Source organism: Rhizobium changzhiense (assembly GCF_013087625.1).
Lineage (GTDB): Bacteria > Pseudomonadota > Alphaproteobacteria > Rhizobiales > Rhizobiaceae > Rhizobium > Rhizobium sophorae.
Genome location: NZ_JABFCQ010000005.1, coordinates 317330 through 339446, shown reverse-complemented (window position 1 = coordinate 339446; position 22117 = coordinate 317330). Strand labels below are relative to the sequence as shown.

Below are 22117 nucleotides of genomic sequence, written 5' to 3'. Positions count from 1 at the left end.
GACCCGGCCCGGATCATCCGGCTCCAAAGGACAAGCGATGAGATACAGCCTCGATTTCAATTGGCTTTGGGACGGCATGGGAGCTCTGGCTTATGGCGCAGGCACGACGCTTGCACTGACGATCTCCACATCGGTCCTCGGGATCGTTCTCAGCATTCTCGGCGCGGCTGCGCGCCGGGGACCTTATCCTTGGTTGCGCAAGGCCGTCGGCCTGTATGTGGAAATCATGCGCAACACGCCATTCCTGGTGCAGCTGTTCTTCATCTTCTTTGGCTTGCCTAGCCTCGGCATTCGCCTCGATCCGATCACTGCCGCCGTCCTTGCCATGACCCTCAACATGGCGGCCTACACGATCGAGGTGGTCGGGGCCGGGCTCGACGCCATACCGAGAGGCCAGAAAGAGGCGGCGCAGGCACTCGGCCTCAGGCCTCGGCTGGTGTTCTTCAAGATCATCCTGCCGCAAGCGATCGCCATCATCTTTCCGGCGCTGACGAGCCAGATCATCATCATGATGCTGGAATCGGCGGTTGTTTCGCAAATATCCGTCCGCGAGCTGGCGCAGGAGGCCGATCTGCTTCAGTCGCGCACCTTCCGCTCCTTCGAGACCTACCTGGTGGCGACGTTGATCTATCTTTCGATGTCCGCCGCACTTCGCCGGCTCCTTTTCGCCGGGAAGCGCCGTTTTCTGGGAGCCGGTCTGGCATGATTGAGTTCACCTTCTGGGACATTCTGCGCAATCTTGTCTTCGCGACACGCTGGACCCTGCTGCTTTCGCTCGCAGCCTTTGCCGGCGGCGCCATCGTCGGCCTGGCGATTTTGTCTGCACGCATATCGAAAACGCGCTGGCCGCGCAGCTTCGCGTCCGGCTACATTGCCCTGTTTCAGGGAACGCCGCTCCTCATGCAGCTCTTTCTGATGTTCTTCGGCCTGCCGATGCTCGGCTTCCGGATCGAGTCATGGACCGCCGCCGTTTGCGGCCTGACGTTCTACGCCAGCGCTTACCTTGCCGAAATCTGGCGGAGCGGCGTCGAGGCGGTGCCGCGCGGGCAATGGGACGCCGCAGCCGGCCTGGGCTTGCATCGTCTCCTCGAACTTCGCCTTGTCATCCTGCCGCAGGCTTTTCGGATCACGCGCGCGCCGACCGTCGGGTTCTTGGTCCAGTTGATCAAGAGCACCGCACTGGCCTCGATCCTCGGCTTCGACGAACTGCTGAAAACCGCAAACGCCATCAACAACGCGACCTTCGAACCTTTCAAGGTCTACGGTCTCGTCGCGGTGATCTTCTTCGCCCTGTGCTATCCGCTGACGCAATACGCTAGATTTCTGGAGAAGAAAGCGGCGTTTGGCTGAGCGGTGCTCAATGCTCCGCATTCCCTCGCAACGACGTGTCCAAAGGGCCGATGCCGGTTGAAAAGCCGGTACGCCGCGCAGCGGCGACGCGGCTCTCGTTCAATCACAGAGAATTCGCTTTATCCAGCAGTCAGAACTTACTGGGAGATCGTTTCAATGACCGACACACAAATCCGTATACTGGATGCCCGGATAACGGGCGAGCTCCTCCCTTTCGGCCCGCTGGTCGCGACCCTGCGGCAAGCATTTGCCGAAGGCTGTGTCGTGCCGGTACGGCATCACCACACGATAGCCAATAGCGGCGAGCCGGATGCGACGCTGCTTCTGATGCCCGCCTGGCATGAAACGCACCGGTCGGAGCGCTACCTTGGCATCAAGATCGTCACCGTCTTTCCCGGCAACACGGTGCGCGGCATTCCCGGTTTGACCTCGACTTACATGCTCTATGATGGCCGGACCGGGATGCAGCTTGCACTACTTGACGGAAATACGATCACGGCGCGCCGCACGGTAGCGGCATCGGCCCTTGCCGCGGATTATCTTGCTCGAGAAGATGCACGCCGTCTGCTGGTGATCGGCGCGGGCCGCGTCGCGAGCCTCATACCCGATGCCTACCGCGCCGTCCGGCCGATCGCCGATGTCGATATCTGGGATATTGATCCCGCCAGCGCCGAACGGCTGGCGCAGAGCCTCCGGCAACGTGGGCTCCAGGCCACTGCCGTCACGGATCTGGAAGCAGCAGTGCGGCGAGCCGATATCGTCAGCGCGGCGACGCTGGCGACAGCACCGCTTATCCGGGGCGAATGGCTGCGGCCGGGCACCCATGTCGATCTGATCGGCGGCTTCACCCCGGCGATGCGCGAGGCCGATGACGAGGCGCTTCGGCGCTCGTCTGTCTATATCGACACGCACGAAGCCCTTCACGAAGCCGGCGATCTGGCTCAGCCGATCAGGGCCGGCGTCATTGCTGCGGATGCGGTGCGTGCGACACTTGGCGAGCTGTGTCGCCGGGATGTTCCAGCGCGGGCGTCCAACGGCGAGATCACTCTCTACAAGGCTGTCGGAACGGCATTGGCTGATCTTGCCGCCGCGACGATGGTGTATGAAGCCGCCTCGATCGCCGGCTGACGTCTTTGGGTCCGGGCGATCGCGAATGATCGGAACGCGCCTGTCGCCCTGCTCCACTTGTCCTGGACCTGCGCCAGAAACAAGAGCTATTCGTGCTTCCTTCCCCCGACGGCGTTCCCTACAATCTCGCCAGTCCTCCCCCGAGCCTTGGAAATGAGGTTTACATGAGCACGCTTACCCGCTTCTCCGTTCAGCCGCTCTCGACCATGACCCGCCGACTTGCCGATGTCGCCTCCGCTCGTCGCGAACCCGACCTGGTCATCCAGGGTGCGCGCGTCTTATCCACCTATTCGGAGCGCCTTCTCGATGGACGGGAAGTCTGGATTTTGGGGGGCCGCATTGCGGCCGTGAAGCCGGCCGGCAGCTACAGGGGCGGGAGCGCTAAGCTCTACGACGCCAGGGGCGGCATCATCGCCCCGGGCCTGGTCGATCCGCATATTCATATCGAATCCTCGATGGTAACGGCCTGCGCCTATGCGGAAGCGGCGCTCCTCAACGGCACGACGACGATCTTCTGCGACAGCCATGAGATCGGCAATGTCATGGACGTCGCCGGCGTCGAGGCCATGCTCGAGGATGCACGGCAGGCGCCGCTATCGATCTTCCTGACCGTGCCAAGCACCGTGCCGGCGACGACGCCGGATCTGGAAACAGCCGGCGGCGACCTGACGCCGGACAAGATCGCCGCCCTGTTCGACAAATGGCCGGAAGCCGTGGCTCTCGGTGAGAAAATGGATTTCGTCCCCGTTGCGATGGGCGACGAGCGCAGCCATGCGATCCTGGCTGCAGCACTCGGGCGCGGCAGGCCGGTGTCGGGCCATGTCTACGGACGGGAGTTCGTTGCCGCCTATGCCGCATCCGGCGTCACCGACACGCATGAAGCCATCGACCGCGACATTGCCGACGACCTGCTGGAAGCCGGCGTATGGATCTTCCTGCGCGGCGGCCCGCCGACGACTCCCTGGCATTCGCTGCCGCAGGCGATCAAGACGATCACCGAGCTCGGCGCCTCCCACAAGCGCGTCGCCGTCTGCACCGACGACCGTGATGCCGAAGATCTGCTCGCCTTCGGCTTGGACTGGGTAACGCGCGAAGCCGTGAAATACGGCATGAGGCCGGAACAGGCCTGGGCGATGGGTTCGCTGCACGGCGCGACGCGGTTCGGCATGGAAGGCGAAATCGGCGGTCTGGGCGGCGGACGCCGCGCCGACCTGGTGCTTCTCAGCGACGACCTTACGCCGGTCAGCACCTGGTATGGGGGCGAACTCGTCGTCGACGGCAAGAAGATCACGCCGATCCTCGACGAAGCCCTGTCGAAACCGTACCGCTATCCGGATGCCGCCTACCAAACGATCAAGCTGCAAAAAAATCTCAAGCTGACGCCGGAACTACCAACGGAGACGGTCGTCGCTCATACGATCAAGACGGAGCTGCCTGGCATTACCCTCGGCCATGTCACCGTCACGCTGGAGCCGGCCAATGACTGGCAGGCGCATTTCGACAGGCACGACCTCTGCTTCGTGACGGTGGTGGAACGTCACGGCAAGTCTGCCGGCAATGTCGCCCACGGACTGCTCAACGGCTTCGGGCTCAGACAAGGCGCGGTCGCATCCTCGGTCGGCCACGACAGCCACAACATCATCGTCGCCGGCACCAATGCCGCCGACATGCAGGTGGCGCTCGACGCGATCGAGGAAAGACAGGGTGGCGTCTGTGTCGTCATGGACGGCAAGGTGACGGCCATGGTGCCGCTGCCGATCGCCGGGCTTTTGTCCGACCAACGCGTGCACCAGGTCGCGGACGAGGTAAAGGCCCTGAAGCTCGAATGGGAAAAGGCAGGCTGCACCATCGCCTATATGGGCTTCAACCTCATCCCGCTGTCGGTCATCCCGGAAATCCGGATAACCGACAAGGGCCTGGTGCTGGTGCCGGAAATGGTGATCTCGCCGCTCTTCGAAAAGGCTTGATTGCGCATGGTCGAAACCTGAATGTCGGTCCGACCTAAGGAGCGAAGCGCCACACCGTCGTCCTTTTGATTTCGCTGTCCTCCAGCGCCCGCGTCACCGGCACCTCATAAACCGCGCAGAATTCCAGCCGATCCCGCGGCAGGTAACTGCGTCCGGGGTCTCCAACCAGCACCCACTTGCCGTCGGCTGCCAGCTTGGCGAACCAGGGAACGAGCGCATCGGCGAAAGTGCGGTCGTAGAAGACGTCGCCGGCAAGCACGATATCCGCATCGACGGCCTGCCCGATCAGATCGACACCGGTAAATCCGAGCGAAACGCGGTTGGCTGCGGCATTCAGCCGGACTGCGGCTTCCGTCCAGGGATCGACATCGGCGGCCGTGACCTCCCGGGCACCGGCCATCACAGCCGCAATGCCGACAAGGCCGGAGCCGCTGGCGAAATCGAGCACGCGCTTGCCGCGCACCATTTCCGGATGATCGAGAACGTAGCGCGCCAGTCCCTGCCCGCCCGCCCAGGCAAAAGCCCAGAAGGGTGGCGGCAGGCCGATCGCCTCCAACTCCTCCTCGGTCTTCAGCCAGAGCTCATGCGCCTCGCTCGCCAGATAGAGCGAAATCTCCGGCACATGCGGCGGCGGCATCAGGCTGGTATTGGCGCGGATGAAGGCTTGCGGGTCGGTCTTCAACGCGGCGGATTGTCCAATCCGCCCATGCGGCAGACTTCGAGATATTCTTCCTCGGTCACTGGCTGCACCGAAAGCCGCATCGAGGTGACGAGCGCCATCTTGGCAAGCTTCTCGCTCGCCTTGACGTCCTTCAACGTCACCGGCTTCGGCACGTCCATGACGGCGCGGATATCGACGCAATCCCACTTCGGATCGCCCTTGGCGGAAGAATCGGGATGCGACAGGGCGCAGACTTCGACGATGCCGACGATCTCCAGTCCATCATTGGAATGATAGAAAAAGCCTTTGTCGCCGATCTGCATCGCCCGCATGTTGTTGCGCGCCAGATAGTTGCGGACGCCGGTCCATTCCGTGCCCTTTTCGCCGGCAGCCTTCTGCTGCTCCCAGGACCAGGAGGCGGGTTCGGATTTATAGAGCCAATGCGCCATGCTCACGCCTCCGGCTTGTTGAAGACCCAGTTATAGGCCTTCACGTCGACGCTTTCGAACAGCCCGGCCTTGGCATAGGGATCGGCATCGGCAAGCGCACGCGCCGCCTCTTTCGATTCCGCTTCGACAATGATCAGGCTGCCGCAGGGCTTGCCGTCGTCATCGAGAAACGGGCCGGCGATCTTCAGCGTGCCCTCCGCATTCAGCTTGTTCAGATACTCGATATGCGTCGGACGCGTATCCATCCGCACGTTCAGATGGTCCGGTTTGTCCTTGCAGAGAAGGGCGAAAAGCATGTCTGTCTCCTATTCGGTGGTGATCGGACGCGTCATCAGCTGCTCTATCGCCTCTGCGATATCGAGCTTGCCGTCGATGATGGCGGAAATGGCATCGGTGATCGGCATGCTGACCTTCAATTCCGCCGCAAGCCGCGAGGCGACCGAGGCGGCAAACGCGCCTTCCACCAACGCACCCTGCAGCGGATCGGTCTTGTCACCGCGCCCGAGCGCGATGCCGAAACGCAGGTTTCGCGATTGATGGCTCGTTGCCGTCAGCACCAGATCGCCGAGGCCGGAAAGCCCGCGCACCGTATCCGCCTGCCCGCCCTGGGCGACGACGAAACGCGACATCTCGGCAAGACCGCGTGCAATCAGCGCCGCGCGAGCGGAATCGCCGATGCCACGGCCTTCGACGATGCCGCAGGCGATCGCCAGCACATTCTTCAGCGCACCGCCGAGCTGCACGCCGATCCGGTCGTTGGAAGCGTAGAGCCGGAAGGTCCGTCCGGAAATCGCCTGAGCGAGCCGCTCCGCAATTTCCATGTCGGCTGCAGCAATCGCCATCGCCGTCGGCAGGCCCTTGGCGATATCGGCGGCAAAACCCGGACCGGAGAGCACAGCGACTGGATGGTCCGGCAGTTCCCGTTCCAGCATGTCGGTCAAAAGATTACCGGTCGCCCGCTCGATGCCCTTGCCACAGGTAACGACGACAGCATCCTTGGAAAGATAAGGTCCGTATTGCCGCGCCGCATCGGCCTGCGCCTGCGACGGCATTGCAAAAAGCACGATGGAGGCGCCGGTTATCGCATCCGCCTCGGCGGAAAATTCCAGCGTATCGGGCAGGAGAATGCCGGGCAGCACCGCATCATGCAGCCGTTCGGCCTTCAGATCGGCAATCAGTGACGGATCGCGCCCGACGAGGGTCACGGCGCTGCGGCCGGCAAGCGCGATGACGGCGGCAAGCGCCGTGCCGAAAGCCCCCGATCCGACGACGGCGATATTTTCGCTCATGCCTTGGCCCCTCGTTTTCCGAAACCGATCAGCGTTTCCGCATTGGAATCGAGCGGCCAGCGCGACCGCGGCTGCACGTCGAGCGCATCCGGTGCAGCACCGGTCGCCATCCGCTCCAGTCCCGCCCAGGCGATCATCACGGCATTGTCGGTGCAGAGCCTGAGAGGCGGCGCGACGAAGCGGAAGCCGTTCTTGTCGCACAGCGCCTGCAGCGTGCCGCGCAGTTCGAGATTGGCGGCGACACCGCCGGCAACGACGAGCGCCGGCTTTTCGCCAGTCGCTGGGAATGTCGCTGGAAATTCCGTCTTGAATCGCTGCAGGCCGCGGCCGATACGGTCCTTCAGCGTCCGCGAAACCGCCTTCTGGAACGAGGCGCAGATATCCGCGACGTCCTGATCGCTGAGCGGCGCAATATCCTGCGCCGCCTGCCGTACCGCGGTCTTCAGACCGGAAAAGGAGAAATCGAGCCTCGCCTCGCCGACCAGCGGCCGCGGAAAGTCGAAGCGATCGGGATTGCCGGCCTGCGCCATCCGCTCCACCGCCGCCCCGCCGGGATAGGGCAGGCCGAGCAGCTTTGCCGTCTTGTCGAAGGCTTCGCCCAGCGCATCGTCGATCGTCGTGCCCCAGCGCTCATACTGCCCGACACCACGCACCAGGATGAGCTGCGTATGGCCGCCGGAGACGAGCAGCATCAGATAGGGAAAGGACAACCCGTCCGTCAGCCGCGCCGTCAGCGCATGGCCTTCGAGATGGTTGATCGCATAGAGCGGCTTGCCGGCGGCTCTGGCGATCGCCTTGCCGGTCATCAACCCGACCAGCAGCCCGCCGATCAGCCCCGGCCCCGAGGTGGCGGCGATGGCGTCGACATCGTTGAGCGACACATTGGCGCGCTTCAGCGCTTCCTCGATCAGCTCGTCCAGCGCTTCGACATGGGCGCGTGCGGCGATCTCGGGCACCACGCCGCCATAGGCGCTATGCTCGTCGAGCTGGGAAAGCACGACGTCCGACAGCACGTTGGAATGCCCCTTCGCATCGCGCTCGACAACCGCGGCGGCGGTCTCGTCGCAGCTCGTTTCGATGCCAAGAATACGCAGAAAGGGAACCATGAAGCCTGTTCGTTGATTGCGATGGGATGGAAACCCGTTTACGAGAACTCCGGTAACAACGGAATAGAGCGGATGCAAACAAAACCTTTCCGGATCGGCACGCGGGGCAGCCCGCTGGCGCTTGCCCAGGCGCATGAGGCCCGCGACAGGCTGATGGCGGCGCATCATCTGCCCGAGGACATGTTCGAGATCGTCGTGCTGACCACCAAGGGCGACCGCATCACCGACCGGTCGCTGGCCGAGATCGGCGGCAAGGGCCTGTTCACCGAAGAGCTCGAACAGAAGCTTGCCGCCGGCGAGCTCGATTTCGCCGTGCATTCCGCCAAGGACATGGCGACGAAGCTGCCCGAGGGGCTTTATCTCTCTGCCTATCTGCCGCGTGAAGATATCCGCGACGCCGTCATCGGTCGCACTGCGCGCAAACTGATCGACCTGCCGCATGGCGCCACCGTCGGCTCCTCGTCGCTCCGCCGCCAGGCGCTGATCCGCCGGATGCGACCGGATATCAATGTGGTCACCTTCCGCGGCCTGGTCGAAACGCGCCTGCGCAAGCTCGAAGCGGGCGAGGTTGATGCGACCCTGCTGGCGCTTGCCGGTCTGAAGCGTCTCGGCAAGGTAGACGTGCTGACAGATATTCTCGACCCCGACACCTTCCCGCCGGCGCCGGCGCAGGGAGCGATCTGCATCGAAAGCCGCATCGGCGACGCTAGGGTCGACGATCTGCTGGCGCCGGTCAACGACGGCCCGACCTTCGACACCGTCTCCTGCGAACGTGCCTTCCTCGCCGCACTCGACGGCTCCTGCCGCACGCCGATCGGCGGGTATGCTGTCTGCGAAGGCGACCTGATCCGGTTCTCCGGCCTCATCATCACCCCCGACGGCCGCAGCCAGCATGCGGTGACGACCGACGGCCACCGCCGCGATGCGGCAGCACTCGGCACCCGCGCCGGCCAGGACGTGCGCGCCAGGGCCGGCAGCGCCTTTTTCGACGACTGGCACTGAAGCGGCCATGCGCGTGCTCGTCACCCGCCCCGCGCATTCGGCGACGAGAACCGCACAACGTCTGCGCGATATGGGTCACGAGCCGCTGCTGCTGCCGCTGCGTCAGCCGCTGCATGACAGCGCCGCCGCCCTAGTCGCGCTTGCAACCACCAGCGGCGCAATCGCGGTGACCAGCGCCGAAGCCATCAGGGTCCTCTCCGCGCTCGGCGAGCAACTTCACCCGCATCTTGCCCGCCCGCTTTTTGCGGTCGGCGAAACGACGGCGGACGAGGCGCGCAGCCTCGGCTTCCGATCGGTTGCCTCATCCCGGGGCAACGGCGGCGATCTCGCCGATCTCGTCGCGGCGGAGAAACCGGGCTCGCTGCTCTACCTCGCCGGCACACCGCGCGCCGAGGCCTTTGAAAGGCGATTGCGCGAACTCGACATCCATTTTTCCGTCGCCGAATGTTATCGCATGCAGCCGACCGTCCCCGATCTCGCCGAGATCGACGCGATCTTCGCTAACGGTTACCCGGACGCCATCCTCTTCTATTCCCGCCGGACGGCTGAGGATTTCTTTCGCATGCCGGAACTCCTATCAGCCGGGCCGGAACACAGTGGAATCCGCCTTCTCTGCCTTAGCGAGGCGGTGGCGGAGGCCGTTCCGGCGGTGCTCCGAAAAAACGTAGCGATTTCGTCGATGCCGGATGAGAAAAGCCTTTTGTCGCTGCTTCGAAGGCTCTAGCAGCGCAAATTTGATCTAACCTCTTCCCTTAACTGGCATCACTGTCTAGTTTCGTTGCAATGCAGAATAAAGAGGACGTCATGGTATCGGGAAACCCGCCACGCCATTCGAAGAGCGCCGACGAGCCGGTCACGATCGACCTCGATGCACAGGAATTCGCCGCTGCAGCCGATACCGAAAAACCGGTAGACAATGAAACCGCCGACGCCGACGGCACCGCTGCAGCCGATGTAGGCCTGCCGCCCGAAACCGAGACTTCGTCGCATGCCGAATATGAAGAGAAGCCTGCGATGGATGCTCCGGAGGCGGAACCGGTAGCCGAGGAACCTTCCTTCACCCCTCCTCCCGAACAGCCCGCGCCGAAGAGCGCCGGCACCTCTGGTCTCATTGCCGCCGGCATCTTCGGCGGCCTCGTGGCGCTGCTTGGCGCCGGCGCCATCCAGTATGCCGGTTACCTCCCAGGCTCCTCCACGCCGCAGACGACATCGCCGGAGACGGCCGATCTTGCCGGTGAGATCGACGGCCTGAAACAGACCGTCGCCAACCTTGCCGCCAATCCGGCGAGCACGGACGACGGCGAGCTTGCGAAACGCGTCGCTGCGCTGGAAACGGCTGCAACGGCCCCCGCAGTCGCCGCACCAGCCGATTCTGCTAACGTCGAGGCACTCAACCAGAAGATTGCGGAACTGACCAGTCAGGTCGACCAGCTGCGCTCAACGCTTGCCCAGTCTTCCGAGCAGCAGACGACGGACGGCGCCGATATCGCCAAGCGCCTCGAGGAAGCCGAAAAGAAGCTGAACGAGCCGCGCGAGGACGTTGCCGTTGCCCGGGCGATCGCCGCTGCCGCCCTGAAGGCGGCGATCGATCGCGGTGGCCCGTTCCTGGCCGAACTCGACACCTTCGCCGGCGTCGCCCCCGACGATCCAGCCGTCGCCGACCTTAAAGCCTTTGCCGAGACCGGCATTCCCTCCCGCACCGAGCTGGTGGGCCAGGTTCCCGATGTCGCCACCGCGATCGTCGAAGCGGTCAACCAGCCGGATCCGAACCAGAGCTGGTCTGACCGGCTGATGTCGAGCGCCAAGTCGCTGGTGACGGTGCGTCCCGTCGGCAATATCGAGGGCGAAAGCGTCGAGGCCATTGCCGCCCGCATGGAGGAGAAGGTGAAGAACGGCGACCTGCCCGGCGCTTCCGCCGAATGGAACAATCTGCCGGCCCTCGGCAAACAGGCGTCCGCTGCCTTCAAGCAATCGCTCGAAGCGCGCATCCGCGTCGAGGAACTGGTCGGCGGAGCGCTGTCGAAAGCGGTCTCCGGCACCGGCAAGGAGGGATGAGACCATGCTGATCCGCCTTGTCGTCTTCGCCCTCTTCGTGCTGCTTCTTGCCTATGGCTTCTCCTGGCTTGCCGATCGTCCCGGTGACCTCTCGCTGATCTGGGAGGGCCAGATCTACCAGACGAAGCTGATCGTCGCCGCCAGCGCGATCATCGCCCTCGTCGCCGCCGTGATGATCACCTGGTGGTTCGTCCGCCTGGTCTGGACCTCGCCGCATTCGGTGACGCGTTATTTCCGCGCCCGCAAGCGGGACCGCGGTTATCAGGCGCTGTCGACCGGCCTGATCGCCGCCGGCGCCGGCAACGCGCTGCTTGCCCGCAAGATGGCCGCGCGTTCGCGCGGCCTGATCCGCGCCGATCAGGAACCGTTGATCAACCTGCTCGAGGCCCAGGCCGCCCTGATCGAAGGTCGCCACGATGAGGCGCGCGCCAAGTTCGAGGCCATGGCCAACGATCCCGAGACGCGCGAACTCGGTCTGCGCGGCCTCTATCTGGAAGCCCGCCGTCTCGGGGCCAACGAGGCCGCCCGCCAATATGCCGAAAAGGCTGCCGACAACGCGCCATATCTGCCCTGGGCCGCGCAGGCGACGCTCGAATATCGCAGCCAGGCCGGCCGCTGGGACGATGCGATCCGCCTGCTCGAACAGCAGAAGGCCGCCCGCGTCGTCGAAAAGGCCGAAGCCAACCGTCTGCACGCCGTCCTCCTGACGGCGCGCGCCGGTGAGAAGCTGGAAAGCAACCCGACAGGTGCCCGCGACGACGCTCTGCAGGCGCTGAAGCTTGCCGCCGATTTCATTCCGGCAGCCCTCATCGCCGCAAAGGCGCTGTTCCGCGAAGGCGGCGTGCGCAAGGCCGCCTCGATCCTTGAACAGGCATGGAAATCGGCCCCTCATCCCGAGATCGGCCAAGCCTATGTCAGGGCCCGCAGCGGCGATTCCACGCTCGACCGGCTGAAGCGCGCCGAGCGGCTGGAAGGGCAGCGTCCGAACAACGTCGAATCCCTGCTCGTCGTCGCCCAGGCAGCCCTCGATGCGCAGCAATTTGCCAAGGCTCGCGCCAAAGCGGAGGCAGCGGCGCGCATGCAGCCGCGTGAAGCAGCCTACCTGCTTCTGGCCGACATCGAGGAAGCCGAGACCGGAGACCAGGGCCGCGTGCGCCATTGGCTGGCCCAGGCGCTCAAGGCGCCGCGCGATCCGGCCTGGGTGGCAGACGGCTTCGTATCGGACAAGTGGCTGCCGGTATCGCCGGTGACCGGCCGCCTCGACGCCTTCGAATGGAAGGCGCCCTTCGGCCAGATCGAGGGTGCACTCGAAGGCGGTTCGGCGCCAGCCTCGATCGAAACCGCTTTGAAGACATTGCCGCCACTGCGTGACGTTAAGCCGGAAAGCCCGGTCAACGACCATCGCATCATTGAGCTTGAACGCGCCGCGACGATTGCTGAGGCTGTGCGCCCCACGCCGGCACCGACACCGGCAAAACCGAAACCCGTCGAACCAGCCGCGGGCGATAAAGCGCCGGCGCCAAGCGAGGCAAAACCTTTCTTTGGCGGACTGCCGGATGATCCCGGCGTTCGCGATCCCAGGGTGGAACCGGAACCCAAGACACGGCTCCGCCTTTTTTGAAATGGAACGAAAACCGCATGTTCGAACGCTTTCAGGCATTCTTCCAGAAGCTCACTGCCGACAATCCGAAGAAAGGCTTTGCCCCTGATGATCCGCGCATCACAGTGGCAGCGCTCTGCATGCAGGTCATGGAGGCCGACGGCCAGATCAAAGCCAGCGAGAAGAAACGGCTGCGCAAGCTCCTGAAGGAGCAGTATGCGCTCGACGGCAAGCAGCTCGATGCTCTGATGGCCGCCGGCCTCGAGGCCGAAAGCTCCGCCGTCGACTATTATCGCTTCACCGCCGACCTGAAGCGCCATCTCAATACCGAGCAACGGCTGGAGCTGATCGGCATCCTCTGGGACATCGTCTATGCCGATGGCGAGCGCAGCGAGATGGAAGACCATGTGATCTGGCGTATCGCCGATCTGCTCGGCGTCTCCTCGCGCGAGCGCATCCAGAAGCGGCAGGAGGCCGCCGCCAGGGTGACAGACGTCCAGGTTGCGCAAGATGATGCCGACTGAGCAAAACCCGAACCGCGACGGCCGCCCGATTCTTATCGTCCTGCATCAGGAGCGGTCGAGCCCCGGCCGTGTCGGCCAATTGCTTGTCGAAAAGGGCTATCGCCTCGATATCCGTCGTCCGGTTCTGGGCCAGCCGCTTCCGACGACGCTCGAAGACCATGCCGGCGTCGTCGTCTTCGGCGGGCCGATGAGCGCCAATGATCCCGATGACTTCGTCAAGAAGGAGATCGACTGGATCGACATTCCGCTGCGGGAAAAACGCCCCTATCTCGGCATCTGCCTCGGCGCGCAGATGCTGGTGCGTCATCTCGGCGGCAAGGTGCAGTCGAATGCCGACGGCTCGACGGAGATCGGCTGGTATCCGCTGCACCCGACCGAGAAGGGCCGCCTGCTGATGCACTGGCCGAAAATGGTCTATCATTTCCACCGCGAAGGATTCGAGCTGCCGCACGGCGCCGACCTGCTGGCCGAGGGCGATGCCTATCCGAACCAGGCCTTCCGCTACGACGGCAACGCCTGGGGCCTGCAGTTCCATGCCGAACTGACCCGGGCGATGATGCATCGCTGGGTCGTGCATGGCGCCCATCGCTTCATCCTGCCGAATGCCCAGCAGGGCCGCGAACATCTCGAAGGCCGCATGCTGTTCGACGCGCCGCTGAAAGCCTGGCTGACCGAATTCCTCGACACCGTCTTCGAAGGAAAGACAGCAAAGGCGACGTCTTCTATCGTCCTTCGCGCATAACCCAAGAATCGATCAGATCGTCGTCAGGCTCCGGGCGCGTCGAGCGTATCGATCCGGCGCAGTTTGGGGAAACTCGACGCCCAGATCGCCGCCACGACAAGCGTCCCGATTCCGCCGATAACGACCGCCGGCACCGCGCCGAAGATCGCCGCCATCGTGCCCGCCCTGAATTCCCCGAGCTCGTTCGAAGCGCCGACGAAGACCATGTTGACCGCATTAACTCGGCCGCGCAGCTGATCCGGCGTCCAGAGTGCAATCAGGCTCTCACGCACATAGACCGACACCATGTCGGCCGCCCCCATCAGCGCCAGCGCCGCGATCGAGACCTCGGTGTTGGTCGAGACGCCGAAGATGATCGTTCCGACGCCGAACAGGGCGACGCCGATGAACATGTAGATGCCGGCGCGATGTTTGAGCGGATAGGCGGCAAGGAAGATCGCCATGACGATGGCGCCAAGTCCCGGTGCGGCGCGCAGCAGTCCGAGGCCCCAGGGACCGAGGGTTAGGATATCGCGCGCAAAAATCGGCATCAGCGCCGTGGCCCCGCCGAGCAGCACGGCGAAGAGATCGAGCGAAATCGCCCCGAGCACCACCTTTTCGGCACGGATGAAACTGAAGCCGCCGAGGATCATCGCCCAGCTTTTGGTCTCGCCCGTCGTCTTCTGCACCGGTTTCGGGATCATGTAGAGAAGGGCGGCACCGAGCACGGAAAAGATCACCGCCACCGTATAGGCAGTCGGCGCACTGACACCGTAGAGCAGACCGCCGAGCACCGGCCCGGTGATTGCCGCGAGCTGCCAGGACGACGAATTCCAGGCGATCGCATTGGAGAGTGCCTCCTCCGGCACGAGATTGGGCGCCAGCGACTGCACTGCCGGCGACATGAAGGCGCGCTCGATGCCGAAGATCAAAAGCACCGCGAAGACAGGCAGCGGCGTAAAGCTTCCCATCAAAGTCATGACAAGCAGTGCCAGCGTGCAGAGCGCGCTCACCAGCGAGCAGAGGGCGGCGATCGCCCGGCGATTGTACCGGTCGGCCACCGAGCCGGTGACGAGGATGAGCAGCAGCGACGGCAGGAACTGCACGAGACCGATCAAACCGAGATAGATCGCGCTGCCCGTCTGGTCGTACATCTGCCAGCCGACCGCGACGCTGACGATCTGCTGCGAGAAGGAAAGCAGGAAGCGCGCGAAGAAGAACCGCGTGTAGGACGAATGCCGGAACGCGGCAAAACGGTCTCCGGTGGGCGAAAACGACATGGATGTTTTCCGAGGAGACGGACGCCGGAATAGCTGCAAAGCCGCCCGTTAAACATGATTCACCGTGCGTTTCCACACGGCACTTGCCCGTTTAGTCGCCAATGTCTACATGTCTGTCAACAACGAATTGGAGACGATGATGTTTGCGCTGTTTCAAACCATTGATTTGGCTTTGAATATTTACACCTGGATCCTGATTGCCAGTGCCATTTTTTCCTGGCTCTATGCTTTCAATGTTATCAATTCCAGCAATCAGTTCGTCAATTCGGTCGGCACATTCCTCTATAATGTCACCGAACCGGTGCTGAAGCCGATCCGCCGCCGGCTGCCGAACCTTGGCGGCATCGACATTTCGCCGATCATCCTGCTGCTGATCATCTTCTTCCTGCGCACCCTGCTCTGGACCACGCTGTACCCGCTGGTCGCTTGAGCCATCCCTGGAGCCTTTTCGGTGACCATCTGCGCCTCGCCGTCCGGCTGACGCCGAATGGCGGGCGTGATGCTCTCGACGGCGTTGAGGCCGACGGCGAGGGTGAAGCGTTCCGGAAGGCACGCGTCACTGCCGTGCCCGAGAAAGGCAAGGCCAACAAGGCGCTCATGCTTTTGATCGCAAAATCCCTGCGCATTCCCAAATCCAGCGTCAGCCTCGTCTCGGGTGAGACCGCGCGCAAAAAAATCCTCCGGATCGACGGCGATCCGGAGGATTTGGTAAAAAAGCTCGAAATATTTTTAGGCTGAGCGATCAGCCTTTCTTCTTGGCGCGCTCGACGGCTTCGAGGATGAGTGCGCCGGCTTCCTTGGAGTCGCCCCAGCCGAAGATCTTCACCCACTTGCCGGGTTCCAGATCCTTGTAGTGCTCGAAGAAATGCTCGATCTGCTTCAGCGTGATCTCGGGAAGATCGGTGTAGTCCTTCACCTTCTCATAACGCAGCGTCAGCTTCGGCGACGGCACGGCGATGATCTTCTCGTCCTTGCCGGAATTGTCTTCCATCTTCAGGACGCCGATCGGGCGCACATTGATGACACAGCCGGGAACCAGCGGGCGGGTGCTGGCGATCAGGACGTCGATCGGGTCGCCGTCTTCCGACAGCGTGTGCGGCACGAAACCATAATTGCCCGGATAGGTCATCGGCGTATAGAGGAAACGATCGACCACCAGCGTGCCGGCTTCCTTGTCCATCTCATACTTGATGGGATGACCGCCGACCGGAACCTCGACGATTACGTTGACGTCCTCAGGTGGATTATTACCGATTGAAATGGCGTCGATGCGCATAAGAAACTCCCGCGAGGTTGAATGTGCTGGCAGCCAGATAATCAGTTTCATGTGGCAACGCAACATGGCACAGCACCAATGCTTGACTGCACCGGGCCACATTCACATCAAAAGTTTCTAAGAGGAGATAGGCGACCACTGACTCCAGCCCCACACGTCTTTTCAGACGCCGAAGGACACTGTGGCACTTTGAATTGTGTGTAGACCGTTCAGCTCCAGATGAAGCCGATCTTCTTCAATTGCCTGTGGTCGAAACTTTCCATGCCTTCGCAGAAATCGACACCGCCATGATTGCGGTAGAAGTGGCTGGCGGTCTCATTATCCTCAAGGCACCAGACGACCAGCCCGTTGCAGCCGAGCGACTTCAAGAGCCGGCGCGCCTCGCCGAACAGCATTCTGCCGAGGCCGATGCCCTGATACTCGGGGCGAAGATAAAGCTCGTAAATCTCACCTTCCTGCGGCAGAGCGCGGGCGCGGTTGAGGCCGAGCGTCGCATAGCCGGCGACCGTTCCGGCAACATCGAGAACCAGCAGCGTCGCCGGTCCGCGCGTTGCCTTGCGCCACCAGCTTTCGCCGCGCCGCTCGATCATCTGCGTCAGTGCACGATGCGGAATGATGCCCGCATAGGTGTGTTGCCAGGCAAGCCTGTGTGTTTCCGATATGGCTCGGGCATCTTGCGGCTCGGCCCGCCGGACATCGATCGACAACGTCTTCATAACGCTTACTCTGGTCCCGCCAGAGGCAATTAACCATATGCGATACCGCATTCCGGTCCATTGCCCACAGACTTAACATGTGGACGATGGTCAAAAGTTAACGCTTTTTTAACGATTGTCACAAGATGGAATCGACGCGGCGCACAATAAAAAAACCCCGGCGCGAAGGCCGGGGTTTTGAAGGATTACTCTCCAGCGCCGCGCCTCTTTTTGAGAGACCCAAGCCGCTGTAGCGCTTTGAGTGGCGCTCAGAGCGCCGCCTTGGTCTTTTCGAAACGCTTGCGATCGTTTGCGTCGAGATACATCTTGCGCAGACGAATATTCTTCGGGGTCACTTCCATCAACTCGTCATCCTGAATCCAGGAGAGCGCGCGATCAAGCGTCATGCGGATCGGCGGCGTCAGCTTCACCGCTTCGTCCTTGCCGGCGGCGCGGATGTTGGTGAGCTGCTTGCCCTTCAGGACGTTGACTTCAAGGTCGTTGTCGCGCGAATGGATGCCGATGATCATGCCGGCATAGACCTTTTCGCCCGGCTCGATAATCATCGGGCCGCGATCCTCCAGGTTGAACATCGCATAGGCGACGGCTTCGCCGGCAGCGTTGGCGAGCAGCACGCCGTTGACGCGGCCACCGATCACACCCTTGTAGGGCTGGTAGTCGTGGAACAGGCGGTTCATGATCGCCGTGCCGCGGGTATCGGTCAGCAGTTCCGACTGGTAGCCGATCAGGCCACGGGTCGGTGCGTAGAAACGCAGGCGAAGACGGTTGCCGCCCGACGGACGCAGCTCGACCATTTCGGCCTTGCGCTCGGACATCTTCTGCACGACGACGCCGGAATGTTCTTCGTCGACGTCGACGACGACCTCCTCGATCGGCTCCAGAAGCTGGCCGTTTTCATCCTTGTGCATCACGACGCGCGGACGCGACACGGCAAGCTCGAAGCCTTCGCGACGCATGGTTTCGATGAGAACGGCGAGCTGAAGTTCGCCGCGGCCGGACACGTAGAACGAATCCTTGCCTTCGGCTTCTTCGATCTTCAGGGCGACGTTGCCTTCCGCTTCCTTGAAGAGACGGTCGCGGATGACGCGGCTCGTCACCTTGTCGCCCTCGGTGCCCGCCAGCGGGCTATCGTTGACGATGAAGGACATGGTGACAGTCGGCGGATCGATCGGCTGCGCCTGCAGCGGCTCGGTGATCGAGGGATCGCAGAAGGTGTCGGCGACCGTGCCCTTGGAAAGGCCGGCAATCGCAACAATATCGCCCTGATGCGCTTCTTCGATCGGTTGACGTTCAATGCCGCGGAAGGCGAGGATCTTGGAAATACGGCCGGTTTCGATCGTCTTGCCGTCGGCGTGGAGAACCTTCACGGCCTGGTTCGGCTTGATGGAGCCGGAATTGATACGACCGGTGATGATGCGACCGAGGAAGGGGTTGGCTTCGAGGATCGTGCCGATCATCGTGAACGGACCTTCGTGGACGGTCGGCTCCGGAACATGCTTGAGCACCAGGTCGAGAAGTGGCGCAAGACCCTGATCCTTCGGACCTTCCGGATTGACGTTCATCCAGCCGTCGCGGCCGGAACCGTAGAGGATCGGGAAGTCGAGCTGCTCGTCGGTCGCGTCGAGATTGGCGAAAAGATCGAAGACTTCGTTGATGACTTCTTCGTGGCGGCCGTCCGGACGATCGATCTTGTTGATCGCGACAATCGGACGAAGACCGACCTTCAGCGCCTTGCCGACCACGAACTTGGTCTGCGGCATCGGGCCTTCGGAGGCATCGACGAGAACGATCGCGCCATCCACCATGGAGAGAATGCGCTCCACTTCACCGCCAAAGTCGGCGTGGCCGGGGGTGTCGACGATGTTGATGCGGACACCCTTCCATTCCACCGAGGTCGCCTTGGCGAGAATGGTGATGCCGCGTTCCTTTTCGAGATCGTTCGAGTCCATCACGCGTTCAGCGACACGCTGATTTTCGCGGAACGAGCCGGACTGCTTGAGAAGCTCATCCACCAGGGTCGTTTTGCCATGGTCAACGTGCGCGATGATCGCGATATTGCGAAGTGCCATATGTGAAATCTCTGAGGCTGGGGCGCACGCTCTAGAGGACGCGCCTATTAGTTTGGGGCGTCCATACAGTTTTTTTTGCGTTTGCGAAAGGGGGGAACGCGCAAAAGCTGCGGCAGGGCTGTCGCCCCGCCGCATCATAGCGTGTCATCAAATTGTCTTAGGCGTCGCTGCCTGTCAATTCCTCGAAGGTCGAAAGTCCCTTTTTGACAAGCATCGCAGCCGGGCTCGGCAGCTTGCCGCGGAAGGCCTTGTAGGCGTCTTCCGGATCGACCGAACCGCCGACGGAATAGATATTGTCCTTGAGCTTGCGCGCCATCTCGCCGTTGAAGGCGTCTCCCGTCTCCTCGAAGGCGGCAAAGGCGTCAGCGTCGAGCACCTCCGACCACATGTAGGAGTAATAGCCGGCCGAATAGCCGCCGGAGAAGATGTGCTGGAAGTGCGGCGTCGCATGGCGCATGACGATCGACTTCGGCATGCCGATCTCGGCCAGCACCTCCGCCTGCACCGCCATCGGGTCCTCGACGGCCGTTCTCGTGTGAAACGCCATATCGACCAGCGCCGACGAGGTGAACTCGACCGTATTGAAGCCGGCATTGAAGGTGCGGGCGGCAAGCACCTTGTCGAGCAGGGCCTGGGGCATCGGCTCGCCGGTTTCGACATGCACGGCATAGCGCTTCAGAATATCGGGCACCGTCAGCCAGTGCTCATAGAGCTGCGACGGCAGCTCGACGAAATCGCGCGAAACGCCGGTGCCAGCAACCGAGGGATAGGTGACGTTCGAAAGCATGCCGTGCAGCGCATGGCCGAATTCGTGGAACAGCGTGCGGGCATCATCGAGCGACAGCAGCGCCGGCTTGCCTTCCGCTGGCTTGGCGAAGTTGCAGACATTATAGATGATCGGCAATTCACCGTGGCGGCCGTTCTTCAGCTCCAGCCTGTGCTGCGATTGCAGCGAGCTCATCCAGGCGCCGGATCGTTTCGAGCTGCGGGCGAAATAATCGCCGAGGAACAGGGCGACGAGCTTGTCCTCGCGATCCCTGATTTCGAACACCCTGACATCCGGGTGATAGGCGGCCACGCCCTTCTTCTCGACGGCCCGGATGCCGAACAGCCGGCCGGCCACGTCGAAGCAGGCTTCGATGATCTTCTCGAGCTGCAGATAAGGCTTGAGCTCGGCTTCGGAGAAATCGAACTTCCGCGCGCGGATCTTTTCGGCATAGTGGCGCCAGTCCCAGGGCATCACCTCGTGGTTCCGGCCTTCCTCGGCGATCAGTGCCGCGATATCGATCTCCTCCTCGCCGGCGCGTTTCACCGCCCGCGCCCAGACGGCCTTGAGCAGGCCGTTCACCGCATCCGCCGTCTTCGCCATCGTATTGTCGAGTTTCAGCTCGGCGAAATTGCCGTAGCCAAGCAGCGTCGCCACCTGATGGCGCAGCGCCAGCGTTTCCCTGATGACGGCGCGGTTATCCGTCTCCCCGGCATTTTCGCCGCGCGCCACCCACGCCTTGAAAGCCTGCTCGCGCAGATCGCGACGCTCCGAGAATGTGAGGAAGGGCTCGATGATCGAGCGCGACAGCGTCACTGCATATTTGCCCTCCTCGCCGCGTTCGCGCGCTGCTGCCGCCATCGCGTCGCGAAGGAATTCCGGCAGGCCCTCGAGCTCGGCGCTGTCCGAAAGGACCAGTGCCCAGGCCTTTTCATCGGCCAGCACGTTCTGGCCGAATTGCGTGCCGAGGCCGGCAAGCTTTTCATTGATCGCGGCGAGTTTTTCCTGCTCGGCCTTGTCAAGCTTGGCGCCCGATTTGACGAAGCCTTTCCAGTGGCGTTCCAGCACGCGTGTCTGTTCGAGCGTCAGGCCAAGCGTCCCGCGGTTCTCCCAGAGCGTGTCGATGCGGGCAAAAAGCGCTGCATTCATCCCGATCTTCGAATAGTGGCGCGACATCTTCGGCGAGATCTCCCGCTCCAGCGCCTGGATCACATCATTGGTATGCGCGCCGGCTTTGTTCCAGAACAGCGCGGAGACACGCGACAGCGCATCGCCGGCAATCTCCAGCGCCACGACCGTATTGTCGAATGTCGGCGCATCGCCGTTTCCGGCGATCTCGTCGATCTCCTTTTCATGCGCGGCAAGCGCGGCTTCGAAGGCGGCGGCGAAATCGCCATCATCCAGCGCATCGAAACGCGGCAGGCCGTGAAGACCGTCCCAGGTCACCAGCGCCGGATTGAAATCATGTGGAGAAGGCATCGGAGAATTCCCTTTTGGCATGCAGATGGATCGTCAATATAGGAGAGCCGTCGTAGAATTGGTATGTTGCCGGGAGGGACCTTTTGCCCCGCCTGGCAAATTTGGCGGGCGCCCTCCAAATCTGGTGGACAACAATTGATACGTGAAAATTAACCAATCGTTAACGATTGACGCGAATCACGCGCAAGCGCTAGTTTCCAGGTGATCTTCTTGTAAGGGGACATGCGCCATGGAAATTTTTTCTGTGCGGTCTTCTCAGAGTTTGCTTTTTAAAAACAATCCTAATAACGCAAAAAGTTCGAAGACCTCTGATATTCAAATCGAGACCAGAGCTCCCGCCCCGGCCTCGTTCCAGATCGAAGACGATGTTGGCGAAGGCCCGGATTTCACCGCGGTCAGCCCGGGAGAACTGCGCAATTACGCACGCCAGGGTTTCGACAGTGGCCTGATTGATCAAAACACCTACGCCGCGATCTCCGAACCGCTGCCGATGCATGCGATCGATCCGCTCGGCAACATCATCGATCTCTCCAGCGTCACCGACGGCACCAGCTTCAATTTCCTCGATTACTACAAGAACCAGCTGCAGATCGCCATGTCGATCGGCGATTCTGAAGAGGTCCAGACGCTGAAATCGATCGTCAGCTTCCTGAATGCCTGACCTCACGCACGCATAAAT

Annotated in this window: 23 protein-coding genes; 13 read left to right on the top strand and 10 right to left on the bottom strand. The window is 62.4% G+C overall.

Annotation, left to right across the window (positions count from 1 at the left end; genetic code table 11):
• Positions 1-37 precede the first annotated feature (37 nt).
• From G9X68_RS24465 to G9X68_RS24450, 4 genes are all read left to right on the top strand, one after another.
• On the top strand, positions 38-706 hold the full coding sequence (locus G9X68_RS24465) for an amino acid ABC transporter permease (RefSeq protein WP_171604597.1): 669 nt from the start codon (positions 38-40) through the stop codon (positions 704-706).
• Complete coding sequence (locus G9X68_RS24460) at positions 703-1350, top strand: amino acid ABC transporter permease (protein ID WP_171604596.1); 648 nt, start codon at positions 703-705, stop codon at positions 1348-1350. Before G9X68_RS24465 ends, G9X68_RS24460 begins: the two co-directional genes overlap by 4 nt.
• Positions 1351-1506: 156 nt before the next feature.
• The gene (gene lhpI, locus G9X68_RS24455) at positions 1507-2478 is read left to right on the top strand and encodes a bifunctional Delta(1)-pyrroline-2-carboxylate/Delta(1)-piperideine-2-carboxylate reductase (RefSeq protein WP_171604595.1); all 972 of its coding nucleotides are present in this window, start codon (positions 1507-1509) and stop codon (positions 2476-2478) included.
• Between the two features lie 164 nt (positions 2479-2642).
• Entirely contained in the window at positions 2643-4445 is a 1803-nt protein-coding gene (locus G9X68_RS24450; RefSeq protein WP_171604594.1) for an adenine deaminase, read from the top strand.
• Positions 4446-4479: 34 nt separating this feature from the next.
• Here G9X68_RS24450 and G9X68_RS24445 read toward each other — a convergent pair whose 3' ends face one another.
• The 5 genes from G9X68_RS24445 to tsaD are packed head-to-tail and all read right to left on the bottom strand — an operon-like array spanning position 4480 to position 7950.
• A complete protein-coding gene (locus G9X68_RS24445; RefSeq protein WP_171604593.1) occupies positions 4480-5127 on the bottom strand; it encodes a class I SAM-dependent methyltransferase in 648 nt (215 codons plus the stop codon).
• A complete protein-coding gene (locus G9X68_RS24440; protein ID WP_003543603.1) occupies positions 5124-5555 on the bottom strand; it encodes an EVE domain-containing protein in 432 nt (143 codons plus the stop codon). The genes G9X68_RS24445 and G9X68_RS24440 overlap by 4 nt, the downstream gene beginning before the upstream one ends.
• Before the next feature lie 2 nt (positions 5556-5557).
• A complete protein-coding gene (locus tag G9X68_RS24435; protein WP_171604592.1) occupies positions 5558-5851 on the bottom strand; it encodes a YciI-like protein in 294 nt (97 codons plus the stop codon).
• A gap of 9 nt (positions 5852-5860) precedes the next feature.
• Positions 5861-6844: an NAD(P)H-dependent glycerol-3-phosphate dehydrogenase gene (locus tag G9X68_RS24430; RefSeq protein ID WP_171604591.1), complete on the bottom strand. Its 984-nt coding sequence runs from the start codon at positions 6842-6844 to the stop codon at positions 5861-5863.
• Positions 6841-7950, bottom strand: coding sequence for a tRNA (adenosine(37)-N6)-threonylcarbamoyltransferase complex transferase subunit TsaD (gene tsaD / locus G9X68_RS24425; RefSeq protein WP_171604590.1), 1110 nt, complete (start codon positions 7948-7950; stop codon positions 6841-6843). The genes G9X68_RS24430 and tsaD overlap by 4 nt, the downstream gene beginning before the upstream one ends.
• A 72-nt stretch (positions 7951-8022) precedes the next feature.
• On the opposite strand from tsaD, the gene hemC reads away from it, so the two are divergent.
• Genes hemC through G9X68_RS24395 form a run of 6 tightly spaced genes read left to right on the top strand, consistent with a single transcriptional unit; the run spans position 8023 to position 13873 of the window.
• Positions 8023-8952: a hydroxymethylbilane synthase gene (hemC, locus tag G9X68_RS24420; protein WP_077977850.1), complete on the top strand. Its 930-nt coding sequence runs from the start codon at positions 8023-8025 to the stop codon at positions 8950-8952.
• 7 nt (positions 8953-8959) lie between these two features.
• The gene (locus G9X68_RS24415; RefSeq protein ID WP_171604589.1) at positions 8960-9676 is read left to right on the top strand and encodes a uroporphyrinogen-III synthase; all 717 of its coding nucleotides are present in this window, start codon (positions 8960-8962) and stop codon (positions 9674-9676) included.
• A 59-nt stretch (positions 9677-9735) separates the two neighbouring features.
• On the top strand, positions 9736-11007 hold the full coding sequence (locus G9X68_RS24410) for a COG4223 family protein (RefSeq protein ID WP_171604588.1): 1272 nt from the start codon (positions 9736-9738) through the stop codon (positions 11005-11007).
• A 4-nt stretch (positions 11008-11011) separates the two neighbouring features.
• Entirely contained in the window at positions 11012-12628 is a 1617-nt protein-coding gene (locus G9X68_RS24405; RefSeq protein WP_171604587.1) for a heme biosynthesis protein HemY, read from the top strand.
• Between the two features lie 17 nt (positions 12629-12645).
• Complete coding sequence (locus G9X68_RS24400; protein WP_017962409.1) at positions 12646-13131, top strand: tellurite resistance TerB family protein; 486 nt, start codon at positions 12646-12648, stop codon at positions 13129-13131.
• Entirely contained in the window at positions 13109-13873 is a 765-nt protein-coding gene (locus G9X68_RS24395) for a glutamine amidotransferase (RefSeq protein WP_171604585.1), read from the top strand. Before G9X68_RS24400 ends, G9X68_RS24395 begins: the two co-directional genes overlap by 23 nt.
• Before the next feature lie 23 nt (positions 13874-13896).
• Here G9X68_RS24395 and G9X68_RS24390 read toward each other — a convergent pair whose 3' ends face one another.
• Positions 13897-15132, bottom strand: coding sequence for an MFS transporter (locus G9X68_RS24390; RefSeq protein ID WP_171604583.1), 1236 nt, complete (start codon positions 15130-15132; stop codon positions 13897-13899).
• Between the two features lie 139 nt (positions 15133-15271).
• On the opposite strand from G9X68_RS24390, the gene G9X68_RS24385 reads away from it, so the two are divergent.
• Both G9X68_RS24385 and G9X68_RS24380 read left to right on the top strand, forming a co-directional pair.
• Entirely contained in the window at positions 15272-15562 is a 291-nt protein-coding gene (locus tag G9X68_RS24385; RefSeq protein ID WP_025396317.1) for a YggT family protein, read from the top strand.
• Positions 15559-15870, top strand: coding sequence for a DUF167 domain-containing protein (locus G9X68_RS24380; protein ID WP_171604581.1), 312 nt, complete (start codon positions 15559-15561; stop codon positions 15868-15870). The genes G9X68_RS24385 and G9X68_RS24380 overlap by 4 nt, the downstream gene beginning before the upstream one ends.
• Positions 15871-15874: 4 nt before the next feature.
• Here G9X68_RS24380 and ppa read toward each other — a convergent pair whose 3' ends face one another.
• The 4 genes from ppa to G9X68_RS24360 all read right to left on the bottom strand — a co-directional run bounded on the left by ppa (position 15875) and on the right by G9X68_RS24360 (position 21438).
• On the bottom strand, positions 15875-16408 hold the full coding sequence (ppa, locus tag G9X68_RS24375) for an inorganic diphosphatase (protein WP_171604580.1): 534 nt from the start codon (positions 16406-16408) through the stop codon (positions 15875-15877).
• 209 nt (positions 16409-16617) lie between these two features.
• The gene (locus tag G9X68_RS24370; RefSeq protein WP_003543622.1) at positions 16618-17124 is read right to left on the bottom strand and encodes a GNAT family N-acetyltransferase; all 507 of its coding nucleotides are present in this window, start codon (positions 17122-17124) and stop codon (positions 16618-16620) included.
• 248 nt (positions 17125-17372) lie between these two features.
• Positions 17373-19193, bottom strand: coding sequence for a translational GTPase TypA (typA, locus tag G9X68_RS24365; protein ID WP_171604578.1), 1821 nt, complete (start codon positions 19191-19193; stop codon positions 17373-17375).
• A 157-nt stretch (positions 19194-19350) separates the two neighbouring features.
• Positions 19351-21438, bottom strand: a complete 2088-nt coding sequence (locus G9X68_RS24360) for a M3 family metallopeptidase (protein ID WP_171604577.1) — start codon at positions 21436-21438, stop codon at positions 19351-19353.
• 229 nt (positions 21439-21667) lie between these two features.
• Between G9X68_RS24360 and G9X68_RS24355 the strand changes: the two genes are divergently transcribed.
• A complete protein-coding gene (locus tag G9X68_RS24355; RefSeq protein WP_171604575.1) occupies positions 21668-22099 on the top strand; it encodes a hypothetical protein in 432 nt (143 codons plus the stop codon).
• The last annotated feature ends 18 nt before the right edge of the window (positions 22100-22117 follow it).